This is a genomic window from Rhodococcus sp. 05-2254-2, from assembly GCF_002259095.1.
Lineage (GTDB): Bacteria > Actinomycetota > Actinomycetes > Mycobacteriales > Mycobacteriaceae > Rhodococcoides.
In genome coordinates, this window is the sequence record NZ_NOZJ01000019.1 from 472,077 (window position 1) to 496,872 (window position 24,796).

General features: G+C 65.0%; 25 protein-coding genes and 1 pseudogene. 10 read left to right on the forward strand and 16 right to left on the reverse strand.

The annotated features are described in order from the left end of the window. Positions 1–9: 9 nt before the first annotated feature. The 4 genes from nirD to CH283_RS21945 all read right to left on the reverse strand — a co-directional run bounded on the left by nirD (position 10) and on the right by CH283_RS21945 (position 5,951). Positions 10–402, reverse strand: coding sequence for a nitrite reductase small subunit NirD (gene nirD / locus CH283_RS21930; protein WP_094642301.1), 393 nt, complete (start codon positions 400–402; stop codon positions 10–12). Between the two features lie 121 nt (positions 403–523). After that, complete coding sequence (nirB, locus tag CH283_RS21935; RefSeq protein ID WP_094642302.1) at positions 524–3,019, reverse strand: nitrite reductase large subunit NirB; 2,496 nt, start codon at positions 3,017–3,019, stop codon at positions 524–526. 61 nt (positions 3,020–3,080) lie between these two features. Then, positions 3,081–4,472, reverse strand: a complete 1,392-nt coding sequence (locus CH283_RS21940) for a nitrate/nitrite transporter (protein ID WP_094642478.1) — start codon at positions 4,470–4,472, stop codon at positions 3,081–3,083. A gap of 237 nt (positions 4,473–4,709) precedes the next feature. Next, positions 4,710–5,951 (reverse strand): MFS transporter, encoded by a 1,242-nt coding sequence (locus tag CH283_RS21945; protein WP_094642480.1) that lies wholly within the window; start codon positions 5,949–5,951, stop codon positions 4,710–4,712. Between the two features lie 81 nt (positions 5,952–6,032). On the opposite strand from CH283_RS21945, the gene CH283_RS21950 reads away from it, so the two are divergent. After that, positions 6,033–6,722: a FadR/GntR family transcriptional regulator gene (locus CH283_RS21950; RefSeq protein WP_068046035.1), complete on the forward strand. Its 690-nt coding sequence runs from the start codon at positions 6,033–6,035 to the stop codon at positions 6,720–6,722. Here the strand turns inward: CH283_RS21950 and CH283_RS21955 are convergent. The 3 genes from CH283_RS21955 to CH283_RS21965 all read right to left on the reverse strand — a co-directional run bounded on the left by CH283_RS21955 (position 6,712) and on the right by CH283_RS21965 (position 9,865). Further along, positions 6,712–7,566, reverse strand: a complete 855-nt coding sequence (locus tag CH283_RS21955; protein WP_068046053.1) for a TIGR02569 family protein — start codon at positions 7,564–7,566, stop codon at positions 6,712–6,714. The genes CH283_RS21950 and CH283_RS21955 overlap by 11 nt on opposite strands. Before the next feature lie 58 nt (positions 7,567–7,624). Beyond that, positions 7,625–8,791, reverse strand: coding sequence for an adenylyltransferase/sulfurtransferase MoeZ (gene moeZ, locus CH283_RS21960; RefSeq protein WP_094642303.1), 1,167 nt, complete (start codon positions 8,789–8,791; stop codon positions 7,625–7,627). Between the two features lie 90 nt (positions 8,792–8,881). Then, positions 8,882–9,865 carry a DUF3152 domain-containing protein gene (locus tag CH283_RS21965; protein WP_094642481.1) on the reverse strand — a complete coding sequence of 328 codons (984 nt, stop codon included), beginning with the start codon at positions 9,863–9,865 and terminating at the stop codon, positions 8,882–8,884. Positions 9,866–10,261: 396 nt separating this feature from the next. Here CH283_RS21965 and CH283_RS21970 point away from each other — a divergent pair, with 396 nt between their 5' ends. Next, a complete protein-coding gene (locus CH283_RS21970; protein WP_068046045.1) occupies positions 10,262–10,915 on the forward strand; it encodes a TetR/AcrR family transcriptional regulator in 654 nt (217 codons plus the stop codon). Between the two features lie 73 nt (positions 10,916–10,988). Here CH283_RS21970 and CH283_RS21975 read toward each other — a convergent pair whose 3' ends face one another. Together CH283_RS21975 and CH283_RS21980 are read right to left on the reverse strand one after the other, a co-directional pair. Further along, positions 10,989–11,216 carry a DUF3107 domain-containing protein gene (locus tag CH283_RS21975; protein WP_094642304.1) on the reverse strand — a complete coding sequence of 76 codons (228 nt, stop codon included), beginning with the start codon at positions 11,214–11,216 and terminating at the stop codon, positions 10,989–10,991. Positions 11,217–11,322: 106 nt separating this feature from the next. Continuing rightward, positions 11,323–12,054 carry a ferritin-like fold-containing protein gene (locus tag CH283_RS21980; RefSeq protein ID WP_179272204.1) on the reverse strand — a complete coding sequence of 244 codons (732 nt, stop codon included), beginning with the start codon at positions 12,052–12,054 and terminating at the stop codon, positions 11,323–11,325. A gap of 475 nt (positions 12,055–12,529) precedes the next feature. Here CH283_RS21980 and CH283_RS21985 point away from each other — a divergent pair, with 475 nt between their 5' ends. Together CH283_RS21985 and CH283_RS21990 are read left to right on the forward strand one after the other, a co-directional pair. Further along, positions 12,530–14,014: a DEAD/DEAH box helicase gene (locus CH283_RS21985; RefSeq protein WP_255183291.1), complete on the forward strand. Its 1,485-nt coding sequence runs from the start codon at positions 12,530–12,532 to the stop codon at positions 14,012–14,014. A 9-nt stretch (positions 14,015–14,023) separates the two neighbouring features. Beyond that, positions 14,024–15,268, forward strand: coding sequence for an Rv3212 family protein (locus CH283_RS21990; protein ID WP_094642305.1), 1,245 nt, complete (start codon positions 14,024–14,026; stop codon positions 15,266–15,268). 21 nt (positions 15,269–15,289) lie between these two features. Here the strand turns inward: CH283_RS21990 and CH283_RS21995 are convergent, their stop codons facing one another. Further along, complete coding sequence (locus tag CH283_RS21995; protein WP_068045629.1) at positions 15,290–16,084, reverse strand: ParA family protein; 795 nt, start codon at positions 16,082–16,084, stop codon at positions 15,290–15,292. A 59-nt stretch (positions 16,085–16,143) separates the two neighbouring features. After that, positions 16,144–17,610 carry a DHA2 family efflux MFS transporter permease subunit gene (locus CH283_RS22000; protein WP_094642306.1) on the reverse strand — a complete coding sequence of 489 codons (1,467 nt, stop codon included), beginning with the start codon at positions 17,608–17,610 and terminating at the stop codon, positions 16,144–16,146. Positions 17,611–17,791: 181 nt separating this feature from the next. On the opposite strand from CH283_RS22000, the gene CH283_RS22005 reads away from it, so the two are divergent. After that, entirely contained in the window at positions 17,792–18,433 is a 642-nt protein-coding gene (locus CH283_RS22005) for an acid phosphatase (RefSeq protein ID WP_068045632.1), read from the forward strand. Further along, positions 18,430–18,907, forward strand: a pseudogene (locus CH283_RS22010) (GNAT family N-acetyltransferase). Before CH283_RS22005 ends, CH283_RS22010 begins: the two are co-directional and overlap by 4 nt. A gap of 9 nt (positions 18,908–18,916) precedes the next feature. Here the strand turns inward: CH283_RS22010 and CH283_RS22015 are convergent. After that, a complete protein-coding gene (locus tag CH283_RS22015; RefSeq protein ID WP_094642307.1) occupies positions 18,917–19,345 on the reverse strand; it encodes a hypothetical protein in 429 nt (142 codons plus the stop codon). Positions 19,346–19,533: 188 nt separating this feature from the next. Between CH283_RS22015 and CH283_RS22020 the strand changes: the two genes are divergently transcribed. Together CH283_RS22020 and CH283_RS22025 are read left to right on the forward strand one after the other, a co-directional pair. Beyond that, positions 19,534–20,487: a diacylglycerol/lipid kinase family protein gene (locus CH283_RS22020; RefSeq protein ID WP_094642308.1), complete on the forward strand. Its 954-nt coding sequence runs from the start codon at positions 19,534–19,536 to the stop codon at positions 20,485–20,487. A gap of 264 nt (positions 20,488–20,751) precedes the next feature. Beyond that, entirely contained in the window at positions 20,752–21,006 is a 255-nt protein-coding gene (locus tag CH283_RS22025) for a WhiB family transcriptional regulator (RefSeq protein WP_032366305.1), read from the forward strand. A gap of 130 nt (positions 21,007–21,136) precedes the next feature. Here CH283_RS22025 and CH283_RS22030 read toward each other — a convergent pair whose 3' ends face one another. After that, entirely contained in the window at positions 21,137–22,615 is a 1,479-nt protein-coding gene (locus CH283_RS22030) for a sensor histidine kinase (RefSeq protein WP_068045643.1), read from the reverse strand. Between the two features lie 21 nt (positions 22,616–22,636). Then, a complete protein-coding gene (locus CH283_RS22035) occupies positions 22,637–22,852 on the reverse strand; it encodes a biotin/lipoyl-binding carrier protein (RefSeq protein WP_008717734.1) in 216 nt (71 codons plus the stop codon). Between the two features lie 119 nt (positions 22,853–22,971). Here CH283_RS22035 and CH283_RS29145 point away from each other — a divergent pair, with 119 nt between their 5' ends. After that, a complete protein-coding gene (locus CH283_RS29145) occupies positions 22,972–23,046 on the forward strand; it encodes a 50S ribosomal protein bL37 (protein ID WP_370878772.1) in 75 nt (24 codons plus the stop codon). 76 nt (positions 23,047–23,122) lie between these two features. On the opposite strand, the gene rsrA is transcribed toward CH283_RS29145, so the two are convergent. Next, entirely contained in the window at positions 23,123–23,431 is a 309-nt protein-coding gene (gene rsrA, locus CH283_RS22040; RefSeq protein ID WP_255183292.1) for a mycothiol system anti-sigma-R factor, read from the reverse strand. Then, complete coding sequence (locus CH283_RS22045; protein ID WP_094642309.1) at positions 23,428–24,210, reverse strand: sigma-70 family RNA polymerase sigma factor; 783 nt, start codon at positions 24,208–24,210, stop codon at positions 23,428–23,430. Before CH283_RS22045 ends, rsrA begins: the two co-directional genes overlap by 4 nt. A gap of 88 nt (positions 24,211–24,298) precedes the next feature. Here CH283_RS22045 and ybaK point away from each other — a divergent pair, with 88 nt between their 5' ends. After that, a complete protein-coding gene (ybaK, locus tag CH283_RS22050) occupies positions 24,299–24,790 on the forward strand; it encodes a Cys-tRNA(Pro) deacylase (RefSeq protein WP_094642310.1) in 492 nt (163 codons plus the stop codon). Positions 24,791–24,796: the final 6 nt, after the last annotated feature.

Here is a 24,796-nt window from a genome sequence, read left to right on the forward strand (position 1 = left end):
CGATTTCGCTCACGTAGATCCGCCGCGGACCAACACGACGCCCTCGACGCAGGAGACCTCGAACGATCCGAGGGTGACCTGCGGGTCATCGAGGCAGCGGCCGTCGGCCAGCGAGAAAACCTGCTTGAGCAACGGCGATGCGACGGTGGGTTCGCCCCCTCGGTCTCCCACCAGTCCGCGTGACATCACTGCTGCACGCCCGTACGGATCGATGTTGCCCACCGCGAACAGTCGTCCGTCGTCGAGCAGAAACAGCGCCGCCTGGGTGCCTCCTCGCAGGAGCACCGCCACTCCGCGCCCCGGAATCAGCGCGTCGAGCGTGCAGGCCGGGGTCCAATCACGAGCGATGTCGTTCGGTACCGCTGATGGTGACTTCACTGCTGACGAATCGATGACAGTCATGGCGTACCTCCTGATCAGCTATTCCACGTTGCTTGTGTTTCTTGGCCGTTAAGTCGCGATTACTCGTCTGTGCACATGCACTCAGTCTCGTGACCTGCCGGTTGTCAGCTCCCGTATCGGCTCACGCGCCCACTCGTGGCATTCCCATCAGCACGGGCACCTTGCGCGCGCCGGACTCGTCGAACGCGATGGTGGGGTCGGACTCGTCCGGAGCATTGACGAAGGAGACGAACCGACCGAGCTTCTCGTCGTCTTCGAGCACGCCGGCCCACTCGTCCTTGTAGCCGGCGACGTGGCGTTCCATGTCGGCTTCGAGTTCGGCACCGATGCCGAGACTGTCCTCGCACACGACGGCTCTGAGGTGGTCCAGTCCCCCGTCGAGCGATTCGAGCCACGGTGCCGTGCGCTGCAGCCGGTCGGCTGTACGCACGTAGAACATGAGGTAACGGTCGATGTAGCTGACCAGGGTGGCATCGTCGAGGTTGGACGCGAGCAACTGCGCGTGCTTGGGCGACTGACCTCCGTTACCGCCTACGTAGAGGTTCCAACCACCCTCGGTCGCGATGATCCCGACGTCCTTGCCGCGGGCCTCGGCGCATTCGCGAGCGCAGCCCGAGACGCCGAACTTGATCTTGTGCGGCGACCGCAGACCTCGATAGCGGTTCTCCAGATCGACGGCCATCCCCACCGAATCCTGGACGCCGTAACGGCACCAACTCGATCCGACGCAGCTCTTGACCGTCCGCAGCGACTTCCCGTACGCCTGGCCCGACTCCATCCCGGCGTCGACGAGGCGCTTCCAGATCGCCGGCAACTGCTCGACGCGGGCACCGAACATGTCGATGCGCTGCCCTCCGGTCACCTTCGTGTAGAGCCCGAAATCGCGAGCGACCTCGCCGATGACGATGAGCTGTTCCGGAGTGCACTCGCCGCCGGGCATACGCGGCACCACCGAGTAGGTGCCGTTCTTCTGGATGTTGGCCAGGAAGTGATCGTTGGTGTCCTGCAACGACGCCTGCTCGCCGTCGAGAATGTGGTCGGAGGACGTCGACGCGAGAATCGACGCGACGACAGGCTTGCAGATGTCGCAGCCGGTTCCCGAGCCGTACTTGGCGATCAGCGACGAGAAGGTGCGGGTGTTCGTGGCCCGAACGATCTCGTACAGCTCGGCCCTGGACTGAGCGAAGTGCTCGCACAACGACTTCGAGAGGACCACACCGGACGCGGCGAGCAACGACTTGATCGAGGGCAGGCATCCGCCACAGGTGGTGCCCGCGGTGGTGCAGCTCTTCACGGCCGCCAGGTCGCAGGCTCCGTCGGCTATCGCCGAGCAGATGGCACCCTTGCTCACACCGTTGCACGAGCAGATCTCGGCGTCGTCGGGCAGTGCACCGATGCCGACCTGCTCGGCGGCTGGTGAGATCAGAGCGCCCGGATCGCCGGGCAACTCGCGACCGACCAGTGGCCGCAACAGCGAGTACGCGGAGGCGTCGCCGACGAGGATGCCGCCGAGCAGAGTCTTCGCGTCGTCGGTGACGACGAGCTTGGCGTACGTGCCTTTGGGGGCATCGCTGAACACCACTTCGAGAGCGCCCGGCGTGGCCGCCATCGCGTCGCCGAAGCTCGCGACGTCGACGCCCATCAGCTTGAGCTTGGTGGACATGTCGGCACCCGGGAATTGCGCTGCGCCGCCGAGCAATCGGTCGGCCACGACCTCCGCCGTCGAATACCCGGGAGCGACCAGTCCGTAGCACCGACCCTCGACCGCAGCGCATTCGCCGATCGCGTAGACGGCAGGGTCGGAGGTACTGCAGCCGATGTCGACCATGATGCCGCCGCGCTCACCCACCTCGAGACCACTCTCGCGTGCCAGCCGATCCTGGGGACGCACACCGGCGGAGAACACCAGCAGCGCGGCGTCGATGGTGCTGCCGTCGCTCAGTTCGACCGTCAGACCGGCGCTGTCATTCTCGGAGATCGACGACGTGCCCACTCCCACATGGACGTTCAACCCGAGTTCGGTGACCAGACGCGCCAACAGCGCGCCGCCGCCCTCGTCCACCTGCAGCGGCATCAATCGTGGAGCGAACTCGATGACGTGCGGGGTCATGCCCATCTTCTTCAGTGCATTCGCCGCTTCGAGACCGAGGAGGCCACCGCCGACCACCACACCGACCGCGCCCGGTCCTGCGGCGTCGGCGCGGGCACGGATCTTGTCCAGGTCGTCGAGGGTTCGGTAGACGAAGCACGCGGGCAGGTCGTGTCCGGTGATCGGCGGCACGAACGGGTAGGAGCCGGTGGCGAGGACGAGAGCGTCGTACTCGACGGTGTCCCCCGCCGAGGTCACGACGGTGCGGTGGTCGCGGTCGATGCGATCGGCCCGTACTCCGGTGCGCATCTCGACGAGGGTGTCACCGGGATAGTCGTTGCCCGCCAGAGCGAGTTCCTTGTGGTCCCAGGCACCGACGTAGGACGACAGTCCCACCCTGTCGTACGCCGCCAGTGCCTCCTCGCACAGCACCGTGACCTTCCATTCGGCCGCCTCGTCGCGCGCACGCAACGCTTCGACGAATCGGTGTCCGACCATCCCGTGACCTACCACTACCGCGTTCTTCATTGCGGGTCCTTCCGATCTACGTTGCCGTGCAGTGTGTTTCGTTCTCGCCGGTGATGGACCCTCAGACTGCTACCGGTGCGTCGGCGTCGGCGGAGTTGGTCTTGCGCAGGTAGATCGCCCAGGTGACGATCGCGCAGACGATGTAGAAGGCGAGGAACACCCAGAACGCGGTGGTCGCGGACTTCGCGGTGCCCGAGTACGACGCCCGCAGCACCAGGTTGATTCCGACGCCGCCGAGAGCGCCGATCGCGCCGGCGATTCCGATGAGGGCACCGGACATCTTGCGCGACCAGTGCTGTTGCTCGTCGACCGTCATGCCTTGAAGCTGAGCGGATTTCGCAGCGAATATGGCGGGGATCATCTTGTACACCGATCCGTTTCCGAGGCCCGAGAGCAGGAAGAGTGCGATGAATCCGACGACGAAGAGCACCATCACGGTGCCGCTGGCCGCGCCGGGAGTCGAATCGTCCCAGGTACTGGCCGCAACCAGAATCCCGGTGGCAAACGTCATGGCCACGAACGTGTACAGGGTGATCTTGCCGCCACCGATCTTGTCGGCGAGCTTGCCGCCGAACGGACGCGACAGCGATCCCAGCAATGGTCCGATGAACGCGATCTGAGCGGCCTGCAGCGATGCCTGCGCCTGTTGAGCGGGAGTCGCCGGTGCTCCGTCGGTGAGTCCGGCGAGGAAGTTGATCTGCAGGACCTGCCCGAACGCGAAGCTGAAGCCGATGAACGACCCGAACGTGCCGATGTACAGGAAGGCGATCCACCACGAGTCCGAGAACTTCAGCACGTCGATCATGGAGCGTCCGTTGGTCTTCTGGTTGTCCAGGTTGTCCATGTACAGCGCGGCACCGACGGCGGCAAGCGCGATGAAGACGAGATAGACGGCGCACACGATCTCGGGGGCGGTGTTGCCGATGGTGGCGATGACCAACAGGCCGATGAGCTGGATGACGGGCACACCGATGTTGCCGCCGCCCGCATTCAAGCCGAGCGCCCACCCCTTCTCGCGTTGCGGATAGAACGCGTTGATGTTCGTCATCGAGGATGCGAAGTTACCGCCGCCGAGTCCGGCGAACGCCGCAACGATGATGTAGGTGGTGTACGACGCCGGGTTGAGCATGAAGTACATGGTCAGCACGGTGGGGATCAGGAGCACCAGAGCACTGAAGATGGTCCAGTTACGGCCACCGAACTTGGCCGTGGCGAAGGTGTACGGAATGCGCAGGATCGCGCCGACGAGGGTGGGGACGGCCACCAGGAAGAACTTGCCCGCCGCGTCGATGCCGTAGACCGACAACGGCATGAACAGCACCATCACCGACCAGATCGACCAGATCGAGAATCCGACGTGCTCGGCGATGACCGACCAGATCAGATTGCGCTTGGCGATCTGCTTGCCGCCGGCCTCCCAGGCCTCGACGTCCTCGGAATTCCAGTGCGCGATGTGATGGTTGACGGAGACGGGAACTGTTCCGGGTGGAACAGTCGCCGTGGTGGCTGAGCCGGCATCTGCCGAAGCGCTGCGAGAAAGGCTGGTCACGTGTGGCCTCCTGATCGGTGTGTGAACCGAACATAGGAAAGCCATGTTGCAGCGGCGCTGCGCGCGATGACTCGTTGATTAACTTGGTCTCACGTGCCATCGAGCACCGACGTGAGCTGAAGCGTCAACGCGCACCGAACGTCACCAGGTGTCTTCGAGCATCCTCGGTCGGCAGCACAGAAATCCTCCGACCAGCAGAACCGCTACACATCCGGTCAACAGAACCAACGGCAGTCCCCAGCCCCCGGACTCGGTGTGCAGCAGACCGAACAGAATCGGACCGGTCGAGGACACCACGTAACCCAGCCCCTGGGTGAATCCCGAGAGCGAGGACGAGCCAACGGCCGTGCGCGTCCTGAGGTTGATCAGCGTCAGCGACATCGGGAACGTCATCGTGCCCAGCCCGACCAAGCACACCCACGCGACCGTACCGGCAGTCGGAGACCAGTGCAGGCCCGCGAACCCGCCGAGGTAGCACGCCGCGGCAACCATCACGATGCCGTACGGATTGCGCACGCGCGCACAGAGCGTCGGCGCGGCCAGCGACGTGATCAGTCCCATCGCTCCGAACGCCGCCACCGACGCACCGGCCAAGCCTTCTCCGATCCCCGCATCGATGAGGAGCGTCGGCAACCAGGTGAGCATGGAGTAGGTGATCAGGGAGGTCATTGCGAACATCATCACCATCCCCCACGCCAGAGAGGACCGGTGGATTCGGCCGCTCGGCGATGCGTGGACCGACGCCGACCCGGCCTCACCGGAGACGTCCTTCTCGTCGCGGCCGCGTCGGGCGATGACGACACCGAGCCACGGCAGCGCGGCGGCCAGGCCGACGACGGCCCAGATCCCGATGGAGATGCGCCAACCGTGCGCGTCGGCGATGGGGACGGCCAGCAGCGGCGGAACCATGGTGCTGACCTGCATGGCGCAGATGTAGATGGTGCTGACGACGGCGAGCCGCTCGGAGAAATACCGCTTGACCAACGGCGGGATGACGACGTTTCCGATGCCCATGCCCGCGAGAGCGATCGCGGACAGCGCGAGCAGAGACTCGGTGTTCGGCGCGAACGCACGAGTGGCCATACCGATCGTGGTCAGCGCCATCGCCAGCAGAGCTGCCCGCTCCAGGCCGGTGCGCTTGGCGAGAAGCGGCGTGGCCAGGCCGAAGACGGCGAACATCGCCGGAGGCAACATGCCGACGATGCCGATGACGGTGGTGCCGAACTGGAGGTCGGTGCCGATTCTGCCGAACAGCGGGCTGATCGAGGTGACGGCGGCGCGCAGAGTCAGCGCGGACACCACGATCGCGGAGAAGACGAGTACTCGACCACGCACGAGCGAGGTACCGACGAGGCGGGTATCGGGGGCGGTGGGCGCACTCACCGCGTAATCATAGGATGACCGGATCATCGGGTGCAAAGCAGTACTATCGACGCTGCAACGTCCCCGGCATGAGGAGTCCACGTGCGGCAGGTCCAGCGATCGAGCCTGATCTCCCAGGTCACCGCTCAGCTGCGCGAAGAGATCACGTCGCAGCGATGGCCGGTGGGTACCCGCATCCCCACCGAACCCGAACTGTGCGAGATCACCGGCACCGGGCGCAACACTGTGCGCGAGGCCGTGCAGGCGCTCGTGCACGCCGGCATGGTCGAACGCAGGCAGGGTTCGGGCACCTTCGTCATGACGTGCTCCGACCTCGGCGGAACCCTGGGAAAGTACTTCTCGGACGCCAGGCACCGCGATGTCACCGAACTACGCGAAACCTTGGAAGTCACTGCGGCGGCTCTTGCGGCCGACCGACGCGACGACGACGACATCCGTGCCATGCTCGGCGCGCTGGCCGATCGCAACGCGGCGTGGTCCGACGAAACTCCGTTGGCCGATGCAGTTCGGATCGACGCACGCCTGCACCGCGCCATCGTCGCGGCCAGCCACAACGCCATCTATCTGGAGTTCTACGATTCGCTGCTACCGGTGATCCACGACGCCATGCGCCACCACGCCATCGAGCACGACGACGATTACATCGACGAACACACGGCGCTCGTGGAGGCGGTGATCGCCGGTGACGCGGCCCGCGCGATGCAGGCCGCTCGATCACTGTTCCACGAACTCTCCGAATCACCGGCTCGCGCAGCGGAAGTCAGAGAATAAGGCGTACCAGATCCGCCGTTCGCGCCAAGCCGGGGAACGCCTCGGACGTCGAACGCGGATGAAGCGCGTGCACCGCGAGACGAAACATCAACGCGCGCAGCAACATCTGCGGCCATTCCGGTAGATCGTCCCAGCGGTTGACCAGACCGTCGTCCGCGTCACCCCAGGAAAGGGCGTCCACCACGGCCACCCCGGCAGCCCAGGGCGCAGGACGCCAGTACGGGGTGATGTCGCTGATCCCTGGTGCCTCGCTACCCGAGAACAAGACCGTTCCGAACAGATCACCGTGTACCAACTGGTCCGGTGACTCGACGGGCTTGCGTAGTGTCGCAAGCTGTTTGACCAATTCCAGGCTGCTCTTGCCATCACTGGACGACGGCTCGGGTGCGCCGGCGCCGCGAGCAGAGCGCAGCGGGACCGCTTCCCAAGCAGCTCTGTCGGCAGCAACGAAAACATCCACGTCGGCCCACGGGGCCACGGGAGGCTGAACCAGAAATCGCGGTCGCTCGAGTTGCGCGGTCGCCGCGTGCAACCGCATCGACAACGAGACCACCTCGTCGTGACGAGGCTCCGGTTCGCCGGCGACGAACGTGTCTGCGCGCCAGCCCGACACGACGTATCGGCCGTCGGTCGACCGGACCGGTCGGGCGAGACGGACCCCGTCCACGGTCAATGTCTCGCGCACCTTGGCCGACCATGCGGCGCGGGCATGGTCTGCCACCGGGGACAGGACGACGTCGCCCAGACGCCATCCACCGTCCCAATCCGCACCGAGTGGTGCAGGCTCGACATCGCGCAGCCCGAACGTAGAGATCACGTGCTGAGGAGGTTCGACAGAGCTCACGAGCGCCACGCTACCGCCGATCGCGGTGCCGCTGCGGACGACGCGCACACGCGACACATCAGTACATGGGCAAACCAGGATCGATCTGCTGGGCCCACTCCACTATTCCGCCGTGCAGATGGGCGGCGTCCGAGAAACCGGCTGCCACGAGGGCGGAGAGCACCTCGGCGGACCTGATGCCGGTTTTGCAGTAGAGCACGATGGGGATGTGCTGCGGTAGATCCGACATCGCCGCCCCCGACAGGATTCGACCCTTGGGAATCGAGCGCGCACCGTCGATGCGGACGATGTCCCACTCCACCGGCTCACGCACGTCGATGAGGGCGATCTCGCGACCGGACTGCATCATTGCGTGCAGCTCCGCCGGAGTGACCGATTCGCCGGTGGACTCGGCGGCCGGCACCACTCCGCAGAATGCCTCGTAATCGATCAGCTCGGTGATCGGCGTTCGATGCGGGTCCCGAGTCAGACCGACGGTTCGATAGCTCATCGCCAGTGCGTCGTAGATCATCAACCGACCCAGCAACGTCTCGCCGAGTCCGGTGATCAGCTTGATCGCCTCGGTGACCATGATCGACCCGATCGACGCGCACAGCACCCCCAGCACCCCACCTTCGGCACACGAGGGCACCATGCCGGGCGGTGGAGCCTCGGGGTACAGGTCGCGATAGTTGATACCTGCGTCGCCGGGGGCTCGATCCCAGAACACCGACACCTGCCCCTCGAACCGGTAGATCGAACCCCATACATAGGGGATCCCGACCAGCGCGGCCGCGTCGTTGACGAGGTATCGGGTGGCGAAGTTGTCGGTCCCGTCGAGCACGAGGTCGTACTGCCGAAAGAGCTCGAGCGCGTTCGACGAGTCGAGTCGAACACGGTGCAGCGTCACCTCGACGCCGTCGTTGAGTTCGAGAATCGAGTCTCGCGCGCTGTCGGCCTTCGAGCGACCCACGTCGGACCGGCCGTGGATGATCTGCCGTTGCAGGTTCGACAGTTCGACGTCGTCGAATTCCACGACGCCCAGAGTCCCGACACCGGCGGCCGCGAGGTACAGCAGTGCCGGTGAGCCCAGTCCCCCGGCACCGACGACGAGCACGCGGGCGTTGCGCAGTCGCTTCTGACCGTCGGTTCCCACACTGGGAATGATCAGGTGCCGGCTGTACCGGGCGACGTCCTCGGGCGACAGTTCGCCTGCGGGTTCGACCAGCGGGGGTAGGTGGACCACGACGCAGCGACGCTCCTCGACTCGACACGGCGGCCGGTGACCCGGCGCGATACGTTCGAATCTAACTCAGCACGTCCGAGTTCCAGCCGATCAGCCTCGCGGGTAGGGCCACGGATTGAATCGGCATGTCTTGCCGTCCATCGGAACGACGCCCGCTGGGTCCAGTCGCGCGATGTCGTCGTTGTTCGTCCCGAACGTCTGCTGCATCATCACCGGAGCGAGCCCGCCGTCGGTCTCGCACGGTTGGTGCTGCTGGTAGCCGATCGCGTGGCCGACCTCGTGATTGATCTGGTACTGGCGGTACGAGCCGATGTCGCCCTGGAACGAGATCGCCCCACGCACCCACCTCGGCTCGTTGAGCACCACTCGCTCGATACCGGGGTTGTAGCAGGAGACCTCGAGCTGAATGTCGTAACCGCAGGCCTGCCGGATCGACATCTGCGACGTCAGCGAGATCCTGAAGTCGGGATCGCCCTGATCGATGCGACGGAATCCGAACCGTGGATCGTTGGTCCAACTCTTGGGGTTGGCAAGGGTCTGATCCACCAATCGGCCGAACGACTCGTCGCCGCCGAACCCGACCGTGTCCACGCCGTCCTCGACCTCGACCGTGTAGGTGAACACCCGCTCGGTCCCCTGCCCCACCTGCTCCGTTGTCCCCGGCACGGTGTGCCACGTTCCGGCCCCCTCCACCGCGAACGGACCACCGTCGGGCAGTTCACCCGACGATATCGACGCTGCGAAGTTACCGTCGGCCTGCGGCGGAACGCCGATGATTCCGGTACCCGACGTCGTATCCGAGCTCAAGGTGCCGAATCCAGGATCGGCGTTGGTCGACTGCGCTGCGGTGCCGGTGACGGGGTCACCGGTCCGCACGGCATCGAATACGACGAGCGCGGTCACCACGATCAGAATCGGCACCGCGTACGCCCGCCAGCCGTACGTGGACGCGAACTTTCCGAGCTTGCTCTGCTTCCTGATATCGCGATCCGGTCGACGACTGCGCAGCTTCACCTCGCGTTGCGTCGGATCCCACTGCGCGCGGAGCGGTTGATGCGATCCGCGACTGCCCACGCTGCGTGGGAAATCGTCCGCGCGATCGTCGTAACCGTCGTCGACGCCGTCCGACTGCACACCACCGCGGATACGCGGCCCGCCTCGGTCAGTCACTCGAACACGATCTCACAATCCTCACCGCCCGCTGCTCGGCACGCCGATACCGGGAATGGAACTATCGGGTTTTCGGTACGAAAACATCGTACGAACAAACCGCTCGACATGTTCCGTTATCGCCCACTTTCCGCGACGGTCCCCCAGGATCCCGTGGGTGCCGGCCGCCACGAGTATCGTTGCCCGTGATCTGCGCTACGAGCGGTCCGAACCGACGGCCACCCGCCGGAAGTTCATGCCGGACCGTTCGTTGTCGAACCAAGACGAGCGCAGCTGTCGACGCGGATGGGAACATAATTGATGACAGATCTCGACGACCGGAGGTCCTCGGACCGGCCGGCCACCACCGGCAATCGGCGCGGCGCACGGCTGCCTCGCGATGCCCGTCGGGCGCAACTGCTCGCTGCGGCGAGCGAGATATTCGTGACCCGTGGGTACCACGCATCCGGAATGGACGAGATCGCCGAATGCGCGGGCGTCAGCAAGCCGGTCCTGTATCAGCACTTCCCCGGAAAACTCGAGCTGTATCTGGCGGTGCTGCAGAGTTACGTCGACACCCTGATCGCAGGAGTACGCCAGGCTCTGCGCTCGACCACGGACAACAAGCAACGAGTTCGTGCCGCGGTGCTGGCGTTCTACGACTTCGTCGACACCGACACACAGGGATTCCGCCTGGTCTTCGAATCCGATCTGATGGGCGACCCGCAGGTCAATGCACGCGTCGAGCAGGCAACCGAAGCGTGTGTCGACGCCGTCTTCGACCTCGTTGCCCACGATTCCGGACTCGATCCCTATCGAGCTCGCGTGCTGGCCGTAGGCCTGGTCGGTGCCAGTCAGTTCACCGCTCGGTACTGGCTCGAAGCCGACCGGCCGATCTCGAAGGAAGACGCCGTCGACACCACGGTGTCGCTGGCCTGGGGCGGTCTGTCGCACGTTCCCCTGCAGGCACCGTAGCCTCGCAACCGACGAACGCAACACGCCCCTCACTCGATGCGAGTGAGGGGCGTGTTCTGCGTTCCGAGCAGTCTCAGGCGGTCGCGAATCCGACCTTCCGAGCATCGGACGGACCGATCTCGACGTACGACACCTTGGAAGCCTGAATCAAGAACTTGCGTCCCTTCTCGTCCTCCAACGCCAGCACTCCGTCCTTACCGGCGAAGGCGGTCGATACGAGCGCTTCGACCTCGGCCGGGGACTGCGTGCTGTTCACGACGAGCTCACGGGAACTCTCCGAAACACCGATCTTGACCTCCACGGTCAACCTCCGAACTCTCGACAACTCTGCTCACGCCAGGCTAGTGCAGCCGCACCGAGCCAGACGCCCGACGCCCTGTGCTGTCAGCGAACACAGTGCTGTGCGGTCAATCGAGGCCGAGTGAGGACATCCGCTCCGCGTGTTGTTCCTGCATGCGATCGAACAGTGCGACGACACCGTTGAGGTCTCCCGACGCGGTGATGACGAGATCGGTCAGCGACTCACGGCGAGCGAGCACGAACTGCGCCTGGGTGATGGCCTCACCGAGCAGACGACGACCCCACAGCATCAATCGCGCCTTCTCCTGCGAGCTCGCACGAACCCGATCGGACACCTCGTGCACCACGAATTCCGAGTGCCCGGTCTCGGCCAGCACGTCGCGGACGATCTCGGCCACGTCGGGGGTGAGACTGTGCGCGATCTGCCGGTAGAAATCGGCCGCGATGCCGTCGCCCACGTACGCCTTGACCAACGACTCCAACCACGTCGACGGCGTCGTCGACTCGTGGTACTCGTCCAGGGCGCGAACGAACGGGTCCATCGAGGCGTAGACGTCGAGACCACGATCGGACAAGGCTCTCTGCAACGTCTCGAAGTGGCTCATCTCCGCAGCCGCCATGCTCGCGAGCGCGACGCGACCCTCCATCGACGGAGCCATTCGAGCGTCGTCCGCCAGGCGATAGAACGCGGAAATCTCGCCGTACGCGAGCACCGCGAACAGATCCGGAATACCGGGGTGATCGTGCGCGATCGACGGCTCGACTCGATCCGACTCGGGCGACTCGACGACAGTGGTGGGTGAAACTGCGGACGACGGCTCCGACGAATGGGCTCCCATGGCTGGCAATCGTAGTCCGGTGCCCGACGCCTCGTCGCGGCGCGCGCTGGACCTATCGTGACCTGCCGACAATGGAGAATTCCGTTCGGCAAGCTACCATGGTGCTCGATCGTCACTCGCGGACCGATGAAACGGACCGAAGAAGCACACGACGGTCATCGATAATGTGTGCGCACCTGATCCGGGTCGCCTCGACAGCTTCGCCGCAGCGAACATCGCAGTTCGCGGCCGCGCTGAGGCTGACGGCGACATCACATCGGATCGAGGGCATCGACTTCGGCCGGCAATAGGCCTATGCCCTTCCTCGTGCGCACGTTCGACCACGAGGAAGGCCAGTCCCCTGAGCAAGATAGTCATCGACCAAGAATCCGACACCGGCGACACCACGCTGTCGGCGCAGCTGGACGACACGCACGTACCCCCCACTTTCGCCGAACTGAACGTTGACCCCACCATCGTTCGCGCGCTCTCCGAGATGGGAATCGAGCGCACGTTCGCCATCCAGGAGTTGACGCTGCCGCTCGCCATCGCGGGCGACGACCTCATCGGTCAGGCACGCACCGGAATGGGCAAGACGTTCGGCTTCGGGGTGCCCCTGCTGCACCGACTCGCCACGGACAACTCCGGTACCTCCCCGCTCGACGGCACTCCCCGCGCCCTGGTGATCGTGCCGACCCGTGAACTGTGCGTTCAGGTCAGCTCCGACCTCGAGAACGCATCCAAGTACCTCAGCGGCGCGAACGGCCCCGTCAAGGTGCTCTCCATCTACGGTGGCCGTCCGTACGAGGCGCAGATCAGCGCGTTGCAGAACGGCGTCGACGTCGTCGTCGGCACCCCGGGCCGACTGCTCGACCTCGCCAAGCAGAACCACCTGATCCTCGGCAAGGTCGGAGTCCTGGTCCTCGACGAGGCCGACGAGATGCTCGACCTCGGGTTCCTCCCCGACATCGAGCGCATCCTCGGCATGGTTCCCGACAAGCGTCAGACGATGCTGTTCTCGGCGACGATGCCCGGCCCCATCATCACTCTGGCCCGGACGTTCCTGACTCAGCCGACGCACATCCGCGCCGAAGAGGCGGAGTCCTCGGCCGTCCACGACCGCACCGCCCAGCACGTCTACCGGGCCCACGCCCTCGACAAGGTCGAGATGGTCGCCAAGGTTCTCAAGGCCGAGGGTCGCGGCGCGACCATGGTGTTCACCCGCACCAAGCGCACCGCCCAGAAGGTCGCCGACGAGCTGGCCGAGCGCGGATACTCGGTCGGTGCCGTGCACGGTGACCTCGGCCAGGTCCAGCGCGAGAAGGCCCTCAAGTCGTTCCGGACGGGCAAGATCGACGTTCTGGTGGCCACCGACGTCGCAGCCCGCGGTATCGACATCGACGACGTCACCCACGTCATCAACTACCAGTGCCCCGAGGACGAGAAGACCTACGTGCACCGCATCGGCCGCACCGGCCGTGCAGGGCGCACCGGCATCGCGGTCACCCTGGTCGACTGGGACGACATCCCCCGTTGGCAGCTGATCGACAAGGCGCTCGATCTCGGCATGCCGGATCCGGTCGAGACCTACTCGAGCTCGCCGCACCTGTTCACCGACCTCGGTATCGCCACCGACGCCACCGGCACGGTACGCAAGGCACCCTCGCGCGCCCCGGAGAAGGCGGACGACGGCGAGGCGACGGCAGCACCTGCGGCCGACGCGTCTTCGGCTACCAAGCCGCGCCGCTCGCGCAGTCGGCGTCGCACCCGCGCAGGGCAGGACGGCGACAACACCGCCGCAACCAGCGTTGCGCAGAACGATTCCGCACCGGCAACGAAATCGGTTGCCGAACAGTCGGATACGTCCGATGCGGCGTCCGCGGACACGGTCACCAAGACTGCGCCGCGCCGCCGCAGGCGACGTCGCCCCAGTGGATCGTCCGCCGACGCCGGACCCTCGACTGCGAGCGCAACGGAGTAATCTCCCGCCGTGCTGGCTCCAGAACGAAGGACGAGAACCGACCTCGTCGTCGCCGCCGTCATCGCGGTGGTGGTAGTGGTTGCCGCGAGCATCGCCTGGTTCACCGGTGATGCTCGCGGAACCACATCGATCCCGGCCGAGGAGCCGCTGGCTCAGGCCGAGCCCGCGCTCACGGTGCCCACTGCGCTCACCGAATTGTGGCGTGCGCCGAGTGCAGCGACGGATTCGACGCGAACCCCGCTCCCTGTCGTCACCGGGTCCACGGTGGTGACGGCGGACGGGGGCTCCGTCCTCGGCCGCGATCCACGGTCAGGAGAGCAATCCTGGTCGTACTCGAGAGATCTCCCGCTCTGCTCGGTGGTCTCGTCGTGGAACACCGCGGTCGCGGTCTACCGCGACGATCGCGGTTGCTCTCAGGTCACCGAACTCGACGGGCCGACCGGAGAGCGCAAGGCGCAGCGCACGTCCGACGCCGACGATGCGGTCCGCCTGTCCTCCGATGGCACCTACGTGACGTCGAGGGGCGACACGCGCATGGAGCTGTGGCGGTCGGACATGGTGCGCACCCTCGAATACGGTCGAGTGGATGCCCCGGTCAATCCGGGTAGTCAGCCGCGAACCGGGTGCACGCTGCTGTCCTCGGCGTCGACGAACTCGCGGACGGCTGTGCTCGAACAGTGCCCGGGAGAGACCGCTGCCCGATTGTCGCTGATGAATCCTGCACCCAAGGACGCCGGTAAACCTGAGGAGTACGGGTCGACGGTGGTACCGGAACTCGTTCCCCGATCCGACGCACCCACTGCCGGGCAGATCATTGCGATCACGGGCAGCGTTGTCGCGCTGTACATTCCAGCGGAGAACGGCGCGCCCGACCGGGTAGGACTCTACGACGACGCGGCCGTGAAACTGTCCGAATTCACTCTTCCGGCCGGCTCCTCCCCTACCCCGAATCTTCCTGCGACGAAGGCAGGTTCGGCTCTCACCTGGTTCACCGGCACGGGGGTCCAGGCGTTCGATTCCAACAACCTGAGCCCTCTCTGGACCGTCCCCGGAGCCCTCGGGAGTGGAGCGGTCATGGCAGGCCGACTCCTGTTACCGGTGCCCGACGGCATCTCGGTGGTCGATCTCTCCACCGGTGTCAGGGTGGCCGACATTCCGGTCGACCGAGGCGATTACGCCGGCCCGATACAGATGTCGGTGATCGGCGATGTGGTCGTCGAGCAACGCGGTTCCGACGTGGTCGCTCTCGGCTGACCCGCCGGCACGGGCTTCGTTCTACTCCGCCGGATCATAGGTCTTCAGATCGGCTTGACCGTCCCAGTACGCCAGCAGATTCTCGGCAAGTTCTCGATAGGCCTGTGCGCCCTTGTTCTTTCGTCCCGAGAGTACCGTCGCGCCCGAGGCACTGGCCTCGGCGAAGCGTACGGTCCGCGGAATCGGCGGTGCTAGAACCGGCAACGAGTAGCGGTCCGAGACGTCGCCGAGCACATCCCTGCTGTGCGTGGTGCGGGCGTCGAACAGTGTGGGAAGGGCACCGAGCAGCGTCAGATCGGGGTTGGTGATCTGTTGCACCTCGGACACCGTTCGCAACAACTGCCCGACCCCGCGATGAGCGAGAGTCTCGCACTGCAGGGGCACGAGCACCGACTGTGCGGCGGTGAGGCCGTTGAGGGTCAGCACCCCCAACGACGGCGGACAATCGATGACGACGACATCGAAGTCCTCGAGGATCGGCGCGAGTGCACGCTTGAGCGCGAACTCACGACCCGCGCGCATCAGCAGCAGGGCTTCCGCACCTGCGAGATCGATCGTCGCCGGAAGCAGAACGATTCCTTCCGCAGTCTCGATCAGCACGTCCTCGACCTTCGCATCCCCGGTCAGCACCTCGTGCACCGAGGAATCGAGCTTGTCGGGATTGTGTCCGAGAGAGAACGTCAGACAGCCCTGCGGGTCGAGGTCGACCACCAGGACTCGTCGATCGAGAGCATGCAGCGCCGCCGCGAGCGAAGCCACCGTGGTGGTCTTGGCGACGCCGCCCTTCTGATTCGCAACCGCGAGAATTGTCGTCACGGCCCTGATCCTTGCTTACATCGAGCCGATGAGCGAGGGTTCGGCATCTCTCGGGCGCGTCAGTGCAGCGAGATCGGTGCCGCGGACCGCTCGGTCACGTGCTTCGTCCGGGGCAGGAAGAAGGCGGGAACGAACGTGACGACGATCAGTACCAACGCGACCATGAAGGTGGTCCCGAAGGCCCTGGCCGAGATGTCGAAGGCCTCGATCTGGCTGGTTGCGGTCAGTGCGGGCTTCTGCTGAGCGGTCAGCACCACCGACATCAGTGCGGTACCTATCGACCCGGCCGCTTGCTGGACGATGTTCATCAACGTCGAGCCGCGCGCAACCGTCTCGTCGGTCAACGTCTGCAGCGCAGCCGTCATGATCGGCATCATCGTCGAACCGAGTCCGAGTCCCATGACGAACAGTGCACCGATCAGCAAGGTGTACGAGGTGTCGGTGCCGACCCGAGTGAACACCGCCATCCCTGCGGTGATGAGCACCATCCCCACCAGCACGATCCTGCCGGGACCGAACTTGTCGGCGATCACTCCGGCGATCGGCATCGCGATCATCGCGCCGATGCCCTGTGGTGCGAGCAGCAGCCCGGCAGTCAACGTCGTTTCTCCACGAAGCAGGAAATAGCTCGGGAACAGCAGACCCGCGCCCATGAAGGCGACCATGAAGAGCGTCGTGGTGATCACGGCCACGGTGAGCGACCTGTTCCGGAACAGCCGTAGATCGATCAGGGGATGCTGCACGCGCAGTGCATGGAACACGAACAGAACGATCAACACGAGTCCGATGATGACCGGGACCAGCACCTTCACCGCGAGAACGGTTTCGGTTTCGACGACCGAGGACGCGCCGTAGAGGAACAGTGCGAGGCCGGGCGAGAGCATCAGCATGCCGCGGAAATCGAAGGACTCGGACGGAGTCGGGTTGTCCTTGGGGAAGATCAGCACGGCCGCGATCAGAGCGAGGATGCCGATCGGCAGATTGATGAGGAAGATCCAGTGCCAACTCGCCGCCTCGATCAGCCAGCCTCCGAGGATCGGCCCCGCGATGGGCCCGATGAGCATCGGGACACCGAGCACGGCCATCACGCGCCCGATCCGCTCCGGGCCTGCGGCGCGCGTCATGATCGTCATGCCCAGTGGCATCAGCATGCCTCCGCCGAGGCCCTGCAGCACTCGGAAGACGATGAGCGAGGTGATGTCCCACGCGAAGCTGCACAGCACCGAACCGAGGACGAACAGCACCAGCGCCGTGATGTAGAGGCGCTTGGTTCCGAACCGATCGGCAGCCCACCCCGTCAGCGGTATGACGGTGGCCAGGGCGAGCGTGTAGCCCGTCATCGTCCACGCGGCATTGGCGTAGGTGGTCTCGAAGACGTCGGTGAAGGTCCGGAGCGCGACGCTGACGACGGTGACGTCGAGTATCGACATGATGGCCCCGAGCACGACGACCCCGGCGATCTTCAGCAACGCGCCGTCGAGCTTCTCCGGAGAATCGGGCGACGCGGGCTTCTGCAGGTCGGTCATGGTTCTCCAAGTCGATGAGAAGGAGCTGTGCGGCACGACGGACAGAGCTGCGTCGCCCATGGCAGTGACGATCCGGAACGAGAGTAACCGGCCGGTAGGTCTGTACTCAATCGACAAATCGGACACATCCGCAGGTCGACTATGACAAGGGCCACATCACGCGGGCAGGCATGATCGTTCCATGACCACACACGGCGGCGTCGAGGCAGGCAGAGTCGTTCTACTCCGGCACGGCGAGACCGAATGGGCTCTGGCCGGCAAGCACACCGGTAACACCGACGTCCCCCTCACCAGCGTCGGCGAGCAACAGGCCGTCGAGGCCGGATCGCTGCTCCGATTACTGAACCTGCGCGATCCTCTGGTGATCACGAGCCCGCGAGAGCGCGCACGTCGAACCGCCGAGCTCGCAGGCCTGGAGGTCGATCGGGAGTGGGATGCGTTGTCGGAGTGGGACTACGGAGAATACGAAGGCATCACGTCGACGCAGATCCACGAAACTGTGCCGCACTGGACCGTCTGGACGCATCCATGTCCGGGTGGTGAGTCCATCGGTGACATCGCCGTACGCGTCGACATGGTGCTCTCGGTCGTCCTGCCGCTGTTGAGCGGCCGCGACGTCGTGTTGGTCGGTCACGGCCACTTCTCGCGCGCACTGATCGCCGGCTGGACCGAGGCCCCCATCACCGAGGGCAAACGCTTCGCCCTCTCGCCCGCCGCGTACTCGTTGCTCGGCTTCGAGCATTCGTTCCGCCAGCTCGTCGCGCACAACGTGCACCCGTCGATCCTCACCGCCGCCACGGCACCGAAAGGAAACCCAGGATGATTCGCCGCGCCACCGAGGCCGATGTTCCCGCCGTCACCGCTCTCGTGCACGAACTCGCCGCCTACGAGAAGTCGTCCTCGCTGTGCACCGTTCGAGACGAGCAGCTTCGCGCCGCTCTGTTCGGAGCGCAGCCGTCGGTGTTCGCACACGGCGCCGAGCACGAGGGGACGGTGGTGGGATGCGCGTTGTGGTTCCTGAACTTCTCCACGTGGGACGGAGTCAACGGAATCTATCTGGAGGATCTCTACGTGCAACCCGCCGCGCGGGGAGAAGGCTTCGGAACTGCACTGCTCGCCGCATTGGCCGCCGAATGCGTCGACCGGCAGTACACGCGGTTGGCCTGGTCGGTTCTGGACTGGAACACCCCGTCGATCGGCTTCTACCGGTCGCTCGGGGCAGAGCCACAGGACGAATGGACGAACGTTCCGCCTGACCGAGGATGCATTGTCCGAGTTGGCCATCCAGGGGCGTTGAACGACTACGTCAGCGGAGGTCGTCGTCGACGTCACTGTATTCGGCGGCCATCCACCGAGAGGACGGCGGGCTGAACAGCAAGACGAGCACGCCGACGACCACGACTCCTAGGGCGACGCCGTAGACGGTCTGGTGCGATCCGGTCAACAGCGACCACACGACGGGCAGCAGCAGGAGCTGTACGACGGTGGCGATGGATCGTCCCCAGCGTTTTCCGAGGATCAGGGCGACGCCTGCGGCTCCGACTCCGATGCCCAGGACACCGAACCACCCGGCGGTGCCGTACCCGTTGGCCACTGCGTTCTCTCCCTCTCCGGAGAACGCTCGGACGAGTAGGACGATCGCGGCCACCAACGACGCCACGCCCTGCGCCGCGACGAGCGCCCCGGCGGATCGAAACGTGGCCGGCGGGGTGAGGTTCTCGGGTGAGGTGGACACGCGACCAGCCTAGGCAACCGGGAGTGGAGCCTGCGGAACGACCCAGGGGCGGGAGTGGAGCTTGCGGAACGACCCAGGTGACCGGAGTGGAGCCTGCGGAACGACCCAGGTGACCGGAGTGGAGCTTGCGGAACGACCCAGGTGACCGGAGTGGAGCGTGCGGAACGACCCGGTTAGTGTCATTGCTCGTGCGTGCGCTGCTGATCGTCAATCCCAATGCGACTTCTACGACTGCTGCGGCTCGGGATCTGTTGGCTCATGCGTTGTCGAGTCGGGTGCGGGTGACGGTTGCGCAGACGACTCATCGTGATCATGCGTCGGAGCTGGCTCGGGGTGCCCGTGAGGACGGGATGGGGTTGGTGATCGTTCACGGTGGTGACGGGACGGTCAACGAGGTGATCAACGGTTTGCTCGGGGTGCCGTTGCCGACGTCGATGCAGGCGGTGACGATCGGTGCGATTCCGCCGATCGCGGTCGTTCCTGGCGGTAGTGCGAATGTGTTCGCTCGTTCGTTGGGTATCGAGGCCGATCCGGTGGCGGCGACGAATCAGTTGATCGGGCTGCTCGATGCACGGGCGCGGCGGACGATCGGGTTGGGGCATTGCGACAATCGCTGGTTCACCTTCAACGCGGGTATGGGTCTGGATGCCGATGTGTGTCGGGCGATCGATGCCGGCCGTAAGGACGGCAAGCCGGTGTCTGCGACGCGGTATCTGGGGTCGGCTGTGCAGGAGTTCTTCAAGCACAAGCGGCAGCCGGCTCGGTTGACGGTGGAGGTTCCGGGTCGGGATCCGTTCGAGGGAGTCCACTATGCGTTCGTGTCGAATTCGAGTCCGTGGACTTATTTGAACCAGAGGCCGGTGCACACCAATCCGGGTACCGGTTTCGATTCGGGTCTCGGAGTGTTCGGTATGCGCTCGACTGCGTTGTTCCCGACGTTGCGGGTCTCTCGCCAGCTGCTTGCCAAAGGCGCAGAACCGAAGTCTCGCAAGCTGATTCGCATTGACGATGTACCGAGCGTCCGAATTTCCTCGGCAGAACCGGTCGGTTTGCAGATGGACGGCGACTACCTGGGCGAACGCACCGAGGCCGAGTTCTTCTCCACTCCCGACGCGCTGCAGGTGGTTGCGCCGAGCATGTGAGGGCGGCGTGTGCCGAGCCACACTGAGGCGCAGAGCGCACTTTCTGTGAAATCACGAGCGAAATCTGTTCACTCGGGGTACAAAGGAGCGCAGAAGGCTAAAGCGAGCCTAACAGAGTGAGCTTGACCACGGTCACGCGCGTACCCCTTGACTTCACCTGAGTTCGTGAAAGCATTCACAAGCAACAGTGCGGAAACATTGGTTACCCACTCGTGAACAGAAGAGAAACGAAACGGCGCTACGGCGCCCGGTAAGGAGCAGAGGATGGACTGGCGCCACAAGGCTATTTGTCGCGATGAAGATCCGGAACTATTTTTCCCGGTGGGAAACAGTGGTCCGGCGCTCGCGCAGATCGCCGATGCCAAAGTCGTCTGTACTCGGTGCCCCGTCACCGCTGAATGCCTGTCCTGGGCACTCGAATCCGGCCAGGACGCAGGAGTATGGGGCGCAATGAGTGAAGACGAGCGCCGTGCACTCAAGCGACGCAACGCACGTACGCGCGCACGCAGCTCCGTCTAGGACGCGAAACCAGCACACGCTCGAGGCCCGGTATCCGCTGTAGCGGATACCGGGCTTTCTGCGTTCCACGGGCCTCCAGCGTCCCTCTGGCGGTCGAAGAGCCCGTTACGCACTGTTCACCGAACGTGCATCAGGGCCTGGGCACACGCCGTCCCAGAGGAACCCTCAGCATCGCGTCGGTTCCCCCACCCGCCGCGGGATGCAGACCCAGCGATCCGTTCAGCTCCACCGAGACCAGAGTGCGCACGATCTGCAGTCCGAGGCCGTCCGAACGTTCCAGAGAGAACCCGGTGGGCAGACCGCGCCCGTCGTCGTGGATGACCACATCCAGCCATTTCGCGGACCGGTCGGCTCCGATTCGGACGACACCGGCCGACCCGGCGTCGAATCCATGCTCCATCGCGTTCTGCACCAGCTCTGTGAGCACCATCACCAAGGGCGTCGCGCGTTCGGCCGAGAAGACTCCGAGTTTGCCCTCGCGCACCACTCGCACCCTCGGATTGACCGTGGCTATATCCAGCATGATCGGCACCAATCGATCGACGATCTCGTCGAGGTCCACTTCCTCGTCCACCGACATCGACAGCATTTCGTGCACGAGTGCAATGGACGTGACTCGACGGACCGACTCGGACAACGCCGTGCGCGCTTCCTCGTTCTCGAGTCGGCGTGACTGAAGTCGGAGCAGCGCCGCCACCGTCTGCAAGTTGTTCTTCACCCGATGGTGGATCTCCCGGATGGTCGCGTCCTTGCTGAGCAGAGCACGATCGCGGCGCTTGACCTCGGTGACGTCGCGGATCAACACGGCCGCCCCGGCAGACCTTCCGCGCGGCTGCAGGGCCAGCGTGCGCACGAGAACTGTGGCACCGCGGGCATCGACCTCCATCCGATGTCCCACGTTGCCGTTGAGCGACGACCTGATGTGATCGGCCACTTCCTGCGAGTCGAAAGGGTCGGTGACCAGCGACCGCGTGACCGACGCCAGATCCCGGCCGGACAGCTCGGTCGTCAATCCCATCCGGTGGTACGCCGAGAGGGCGTTGGGACTGGCGTAGTCCACCAGCCCCTCGGTGTCGACGCGAATGAATCCGTCGCCTGCACGGGGGGACGAGTTCACATCGGTGCGCTCTTCGGGGGTGGGAAACGTGCCTTCGCTGATCATCAGACACAGGTCGTCGGCGCATTCTCGATACGCCACCTCGAGGGCGCTCGGCGGTCGAAGCTGCGCGGGATTGGTATCGCGGGTCAGCACCGCGATGACGTGCTCTCCGCAACGCACCGGGATGCTCTCGGTTCGCGTCACCACGCCTCCGTGCACGATCTTCCGCTGCTGCAGCGCGACCATCACATCGGGGTGCTCGGATTCGGAGATCGTCGTTCCCACGATGTCGTGAGTGAAGACCGTGGGCGCGGTCGTCGGCCGGCACTGGGCCACACACAGCACGTCGGCAGTCCCACTGGAGACGTCGTCCGTGCCGACCCACAGCAGCACATCGGCGAACGAGAGGTCGGCCAGCAGCTGCCACTCGCCTACGACGCGTTGGAGATGGTCCACCGCAACACCGGGGAGGTCGGTGTGCTCGGCCAGAAGGTCACTGAGGGTCGACACGAGATCTCACGTGATCGTTGCTCAGGACACGACGGCGATGAGGTCGCCCTGCTGAATGACGTCGCCCACCGCGACGTCCACCGACGTGACCGTCCCTGCGGTCTCGGCCAGCACCGGAATTTCCATCTTCATCGATTCCAGGATCACGAGGGTGTCACCGACCTCGACGGCATCGCCTCGCGCCACGACCACCTGAAACACAGTGGACACCATTTCCGCGCGAACGTCCTCGGACATCGGCGAACCCCTCTCTCACGTCACCACGAACTGCGCTGGACACCCATATGAGACCAGGCCCGTCACAGTAAGCCAATCACACGTGGGAGACTGTAGTGAACAAACGAGAGGAGCCCATCATGGGAAAGCGTGGACGTAAGAAGCGTGCTCGTAAGGGCAACAAGGCCAACCACGGCAAACGTCCCAACAGCTGACGGTTTGCCACAAGCCGCGAGGGGCCGAGAAGCGACTGCTTCTCGGCCCCTCGTCGTTTGTGAGTAGGAACTGCGACTACTCGGAGTCCGTCTGGCGGATCAGCACGGTTCGTCGAATTTCGACGCTGAGTCGTTCGCGCAACCCGGCCGGTGCCTGGTCTCCCCCGCACTTGCGTGAGATCAGCCGCTTGACCTTCTCTTCGATTCCGTAGGCCTCGAAGCACGATCCGCATTCGTCGATGTGCTTCTGCAGACGGGATCGGCTCGCTTCGTCGCATTCGTTGTCGAGCATCACCCACACGTCCGCGATCACCGCCGAGCAGTCGAGGCGCTCGAACTGTGCGTCGCCGTCGTTCCCGCCGTCGATCTTTCCGGTGCCCGTCACTGGACTACCTCCTGCTCGTGCCGGTCGACTGCGCCGTCCCGGTTGAAACCACGCTCGCGTGCAACCCCTGCCAGCAGGCCCCGCAGCTGCTTGCGTCCGCGGTGCAGACGCGACATCACCGTGCCGATGGGAGTGCCCATGATCTCGGCGATCTCCTTGTACGGGAACCCCTCGACGTCGGCGTAGTAGACAGCCATCCGAAATTCTTCGGGAAGAGACTGCAGCGCCGCCTTGATGTCGTCGTCCGGCAACGCGTCCAGAGCCTCGACCTCGGCGGAACGCAGCCCCGTCGACGTGTGTTCGGCGGTGGCGGCGAGCTGCCAGTCACTGATCTCGTCGGTCGGGTACTGAGCGGGCTGACGCTGCTTCTTGCGGTAGGAGTTGATGTAGGTGTTGGTGAGAATTCGGTACAGCCACGCCTTGAGGTTCGTGCCCTCACGGAACGACCGGAAAGCCGAGTAGGCCTTCACGAACGTCTCCTGAACCAGATCCTCGGCGTCGGCGGGGTTGCGCGTCATACGCAGAGCTGCGCCGTAGAGCTGATCGAGCATCGGCAGCGCGTCGCGCTCGAAGCGCTCGGTCAACTGCGCCTCGGTCTCGGCAGCTCTGCGCTCCGCGATCGCCTTCTCGTCGTCCACGTCAGCGACGGGATTGCTGGCTTCTGTCACGCTGATCCCTTCGATAGCTTCCACCGCCCAGGCTACCGCGCCCGAAGTCGACTTCTGCGAAGAGATCACCCCCTTCAGCGCGAGGGGACGTCCCGCGGTCAGCACTGCCATTCGTCATTCCTTCCACCTGCATTCGTATCTGTTGTTGCAACACGGCGTCGTGCCGCCGTGTTCCCGCCCGATCGCTAGAGTCCCGTGAATGGCTGCGTCCACACCTGCTCTCGCGCTGCTCACCGCACGAAAAGTGGCGCACACCGTGCATTCGTACGACCACGACGCACGGGCGCAGTCCTACGGCGAGGAGGCGGCACAGATACTCGTCGAACGACTCGGCGTTCGGCCCGAACAGGTCTTCAAGACTCTCGTCGTCGAACGAGCGGATCGCTCGCTGGCGGTGGCGATCGTCCCGGTGACGACGACGCTCTCGCTCAAGGCCGCGGCCGCCGCGCTGTCCACCAGAAAGATCACGATGGCCGACAGGACTGCCGCCGAGCGCTCCTCCGGGTACGTCTTCGGCGGTATCTCACCTCTCGGCCAACGCAAATCCCTGCCCACCGTGATCGACGTCTCGGCCCTCGGTTTCGAGACGATTCTGTGCAGTGGAGGTCGGCGCGGACTCGAGATCGAACTCGCACCGGCCGATCTCGTCCGGCTCACAGCCGCTACATCCGCGCCCATCGCCGCGCGCTGATCCCGA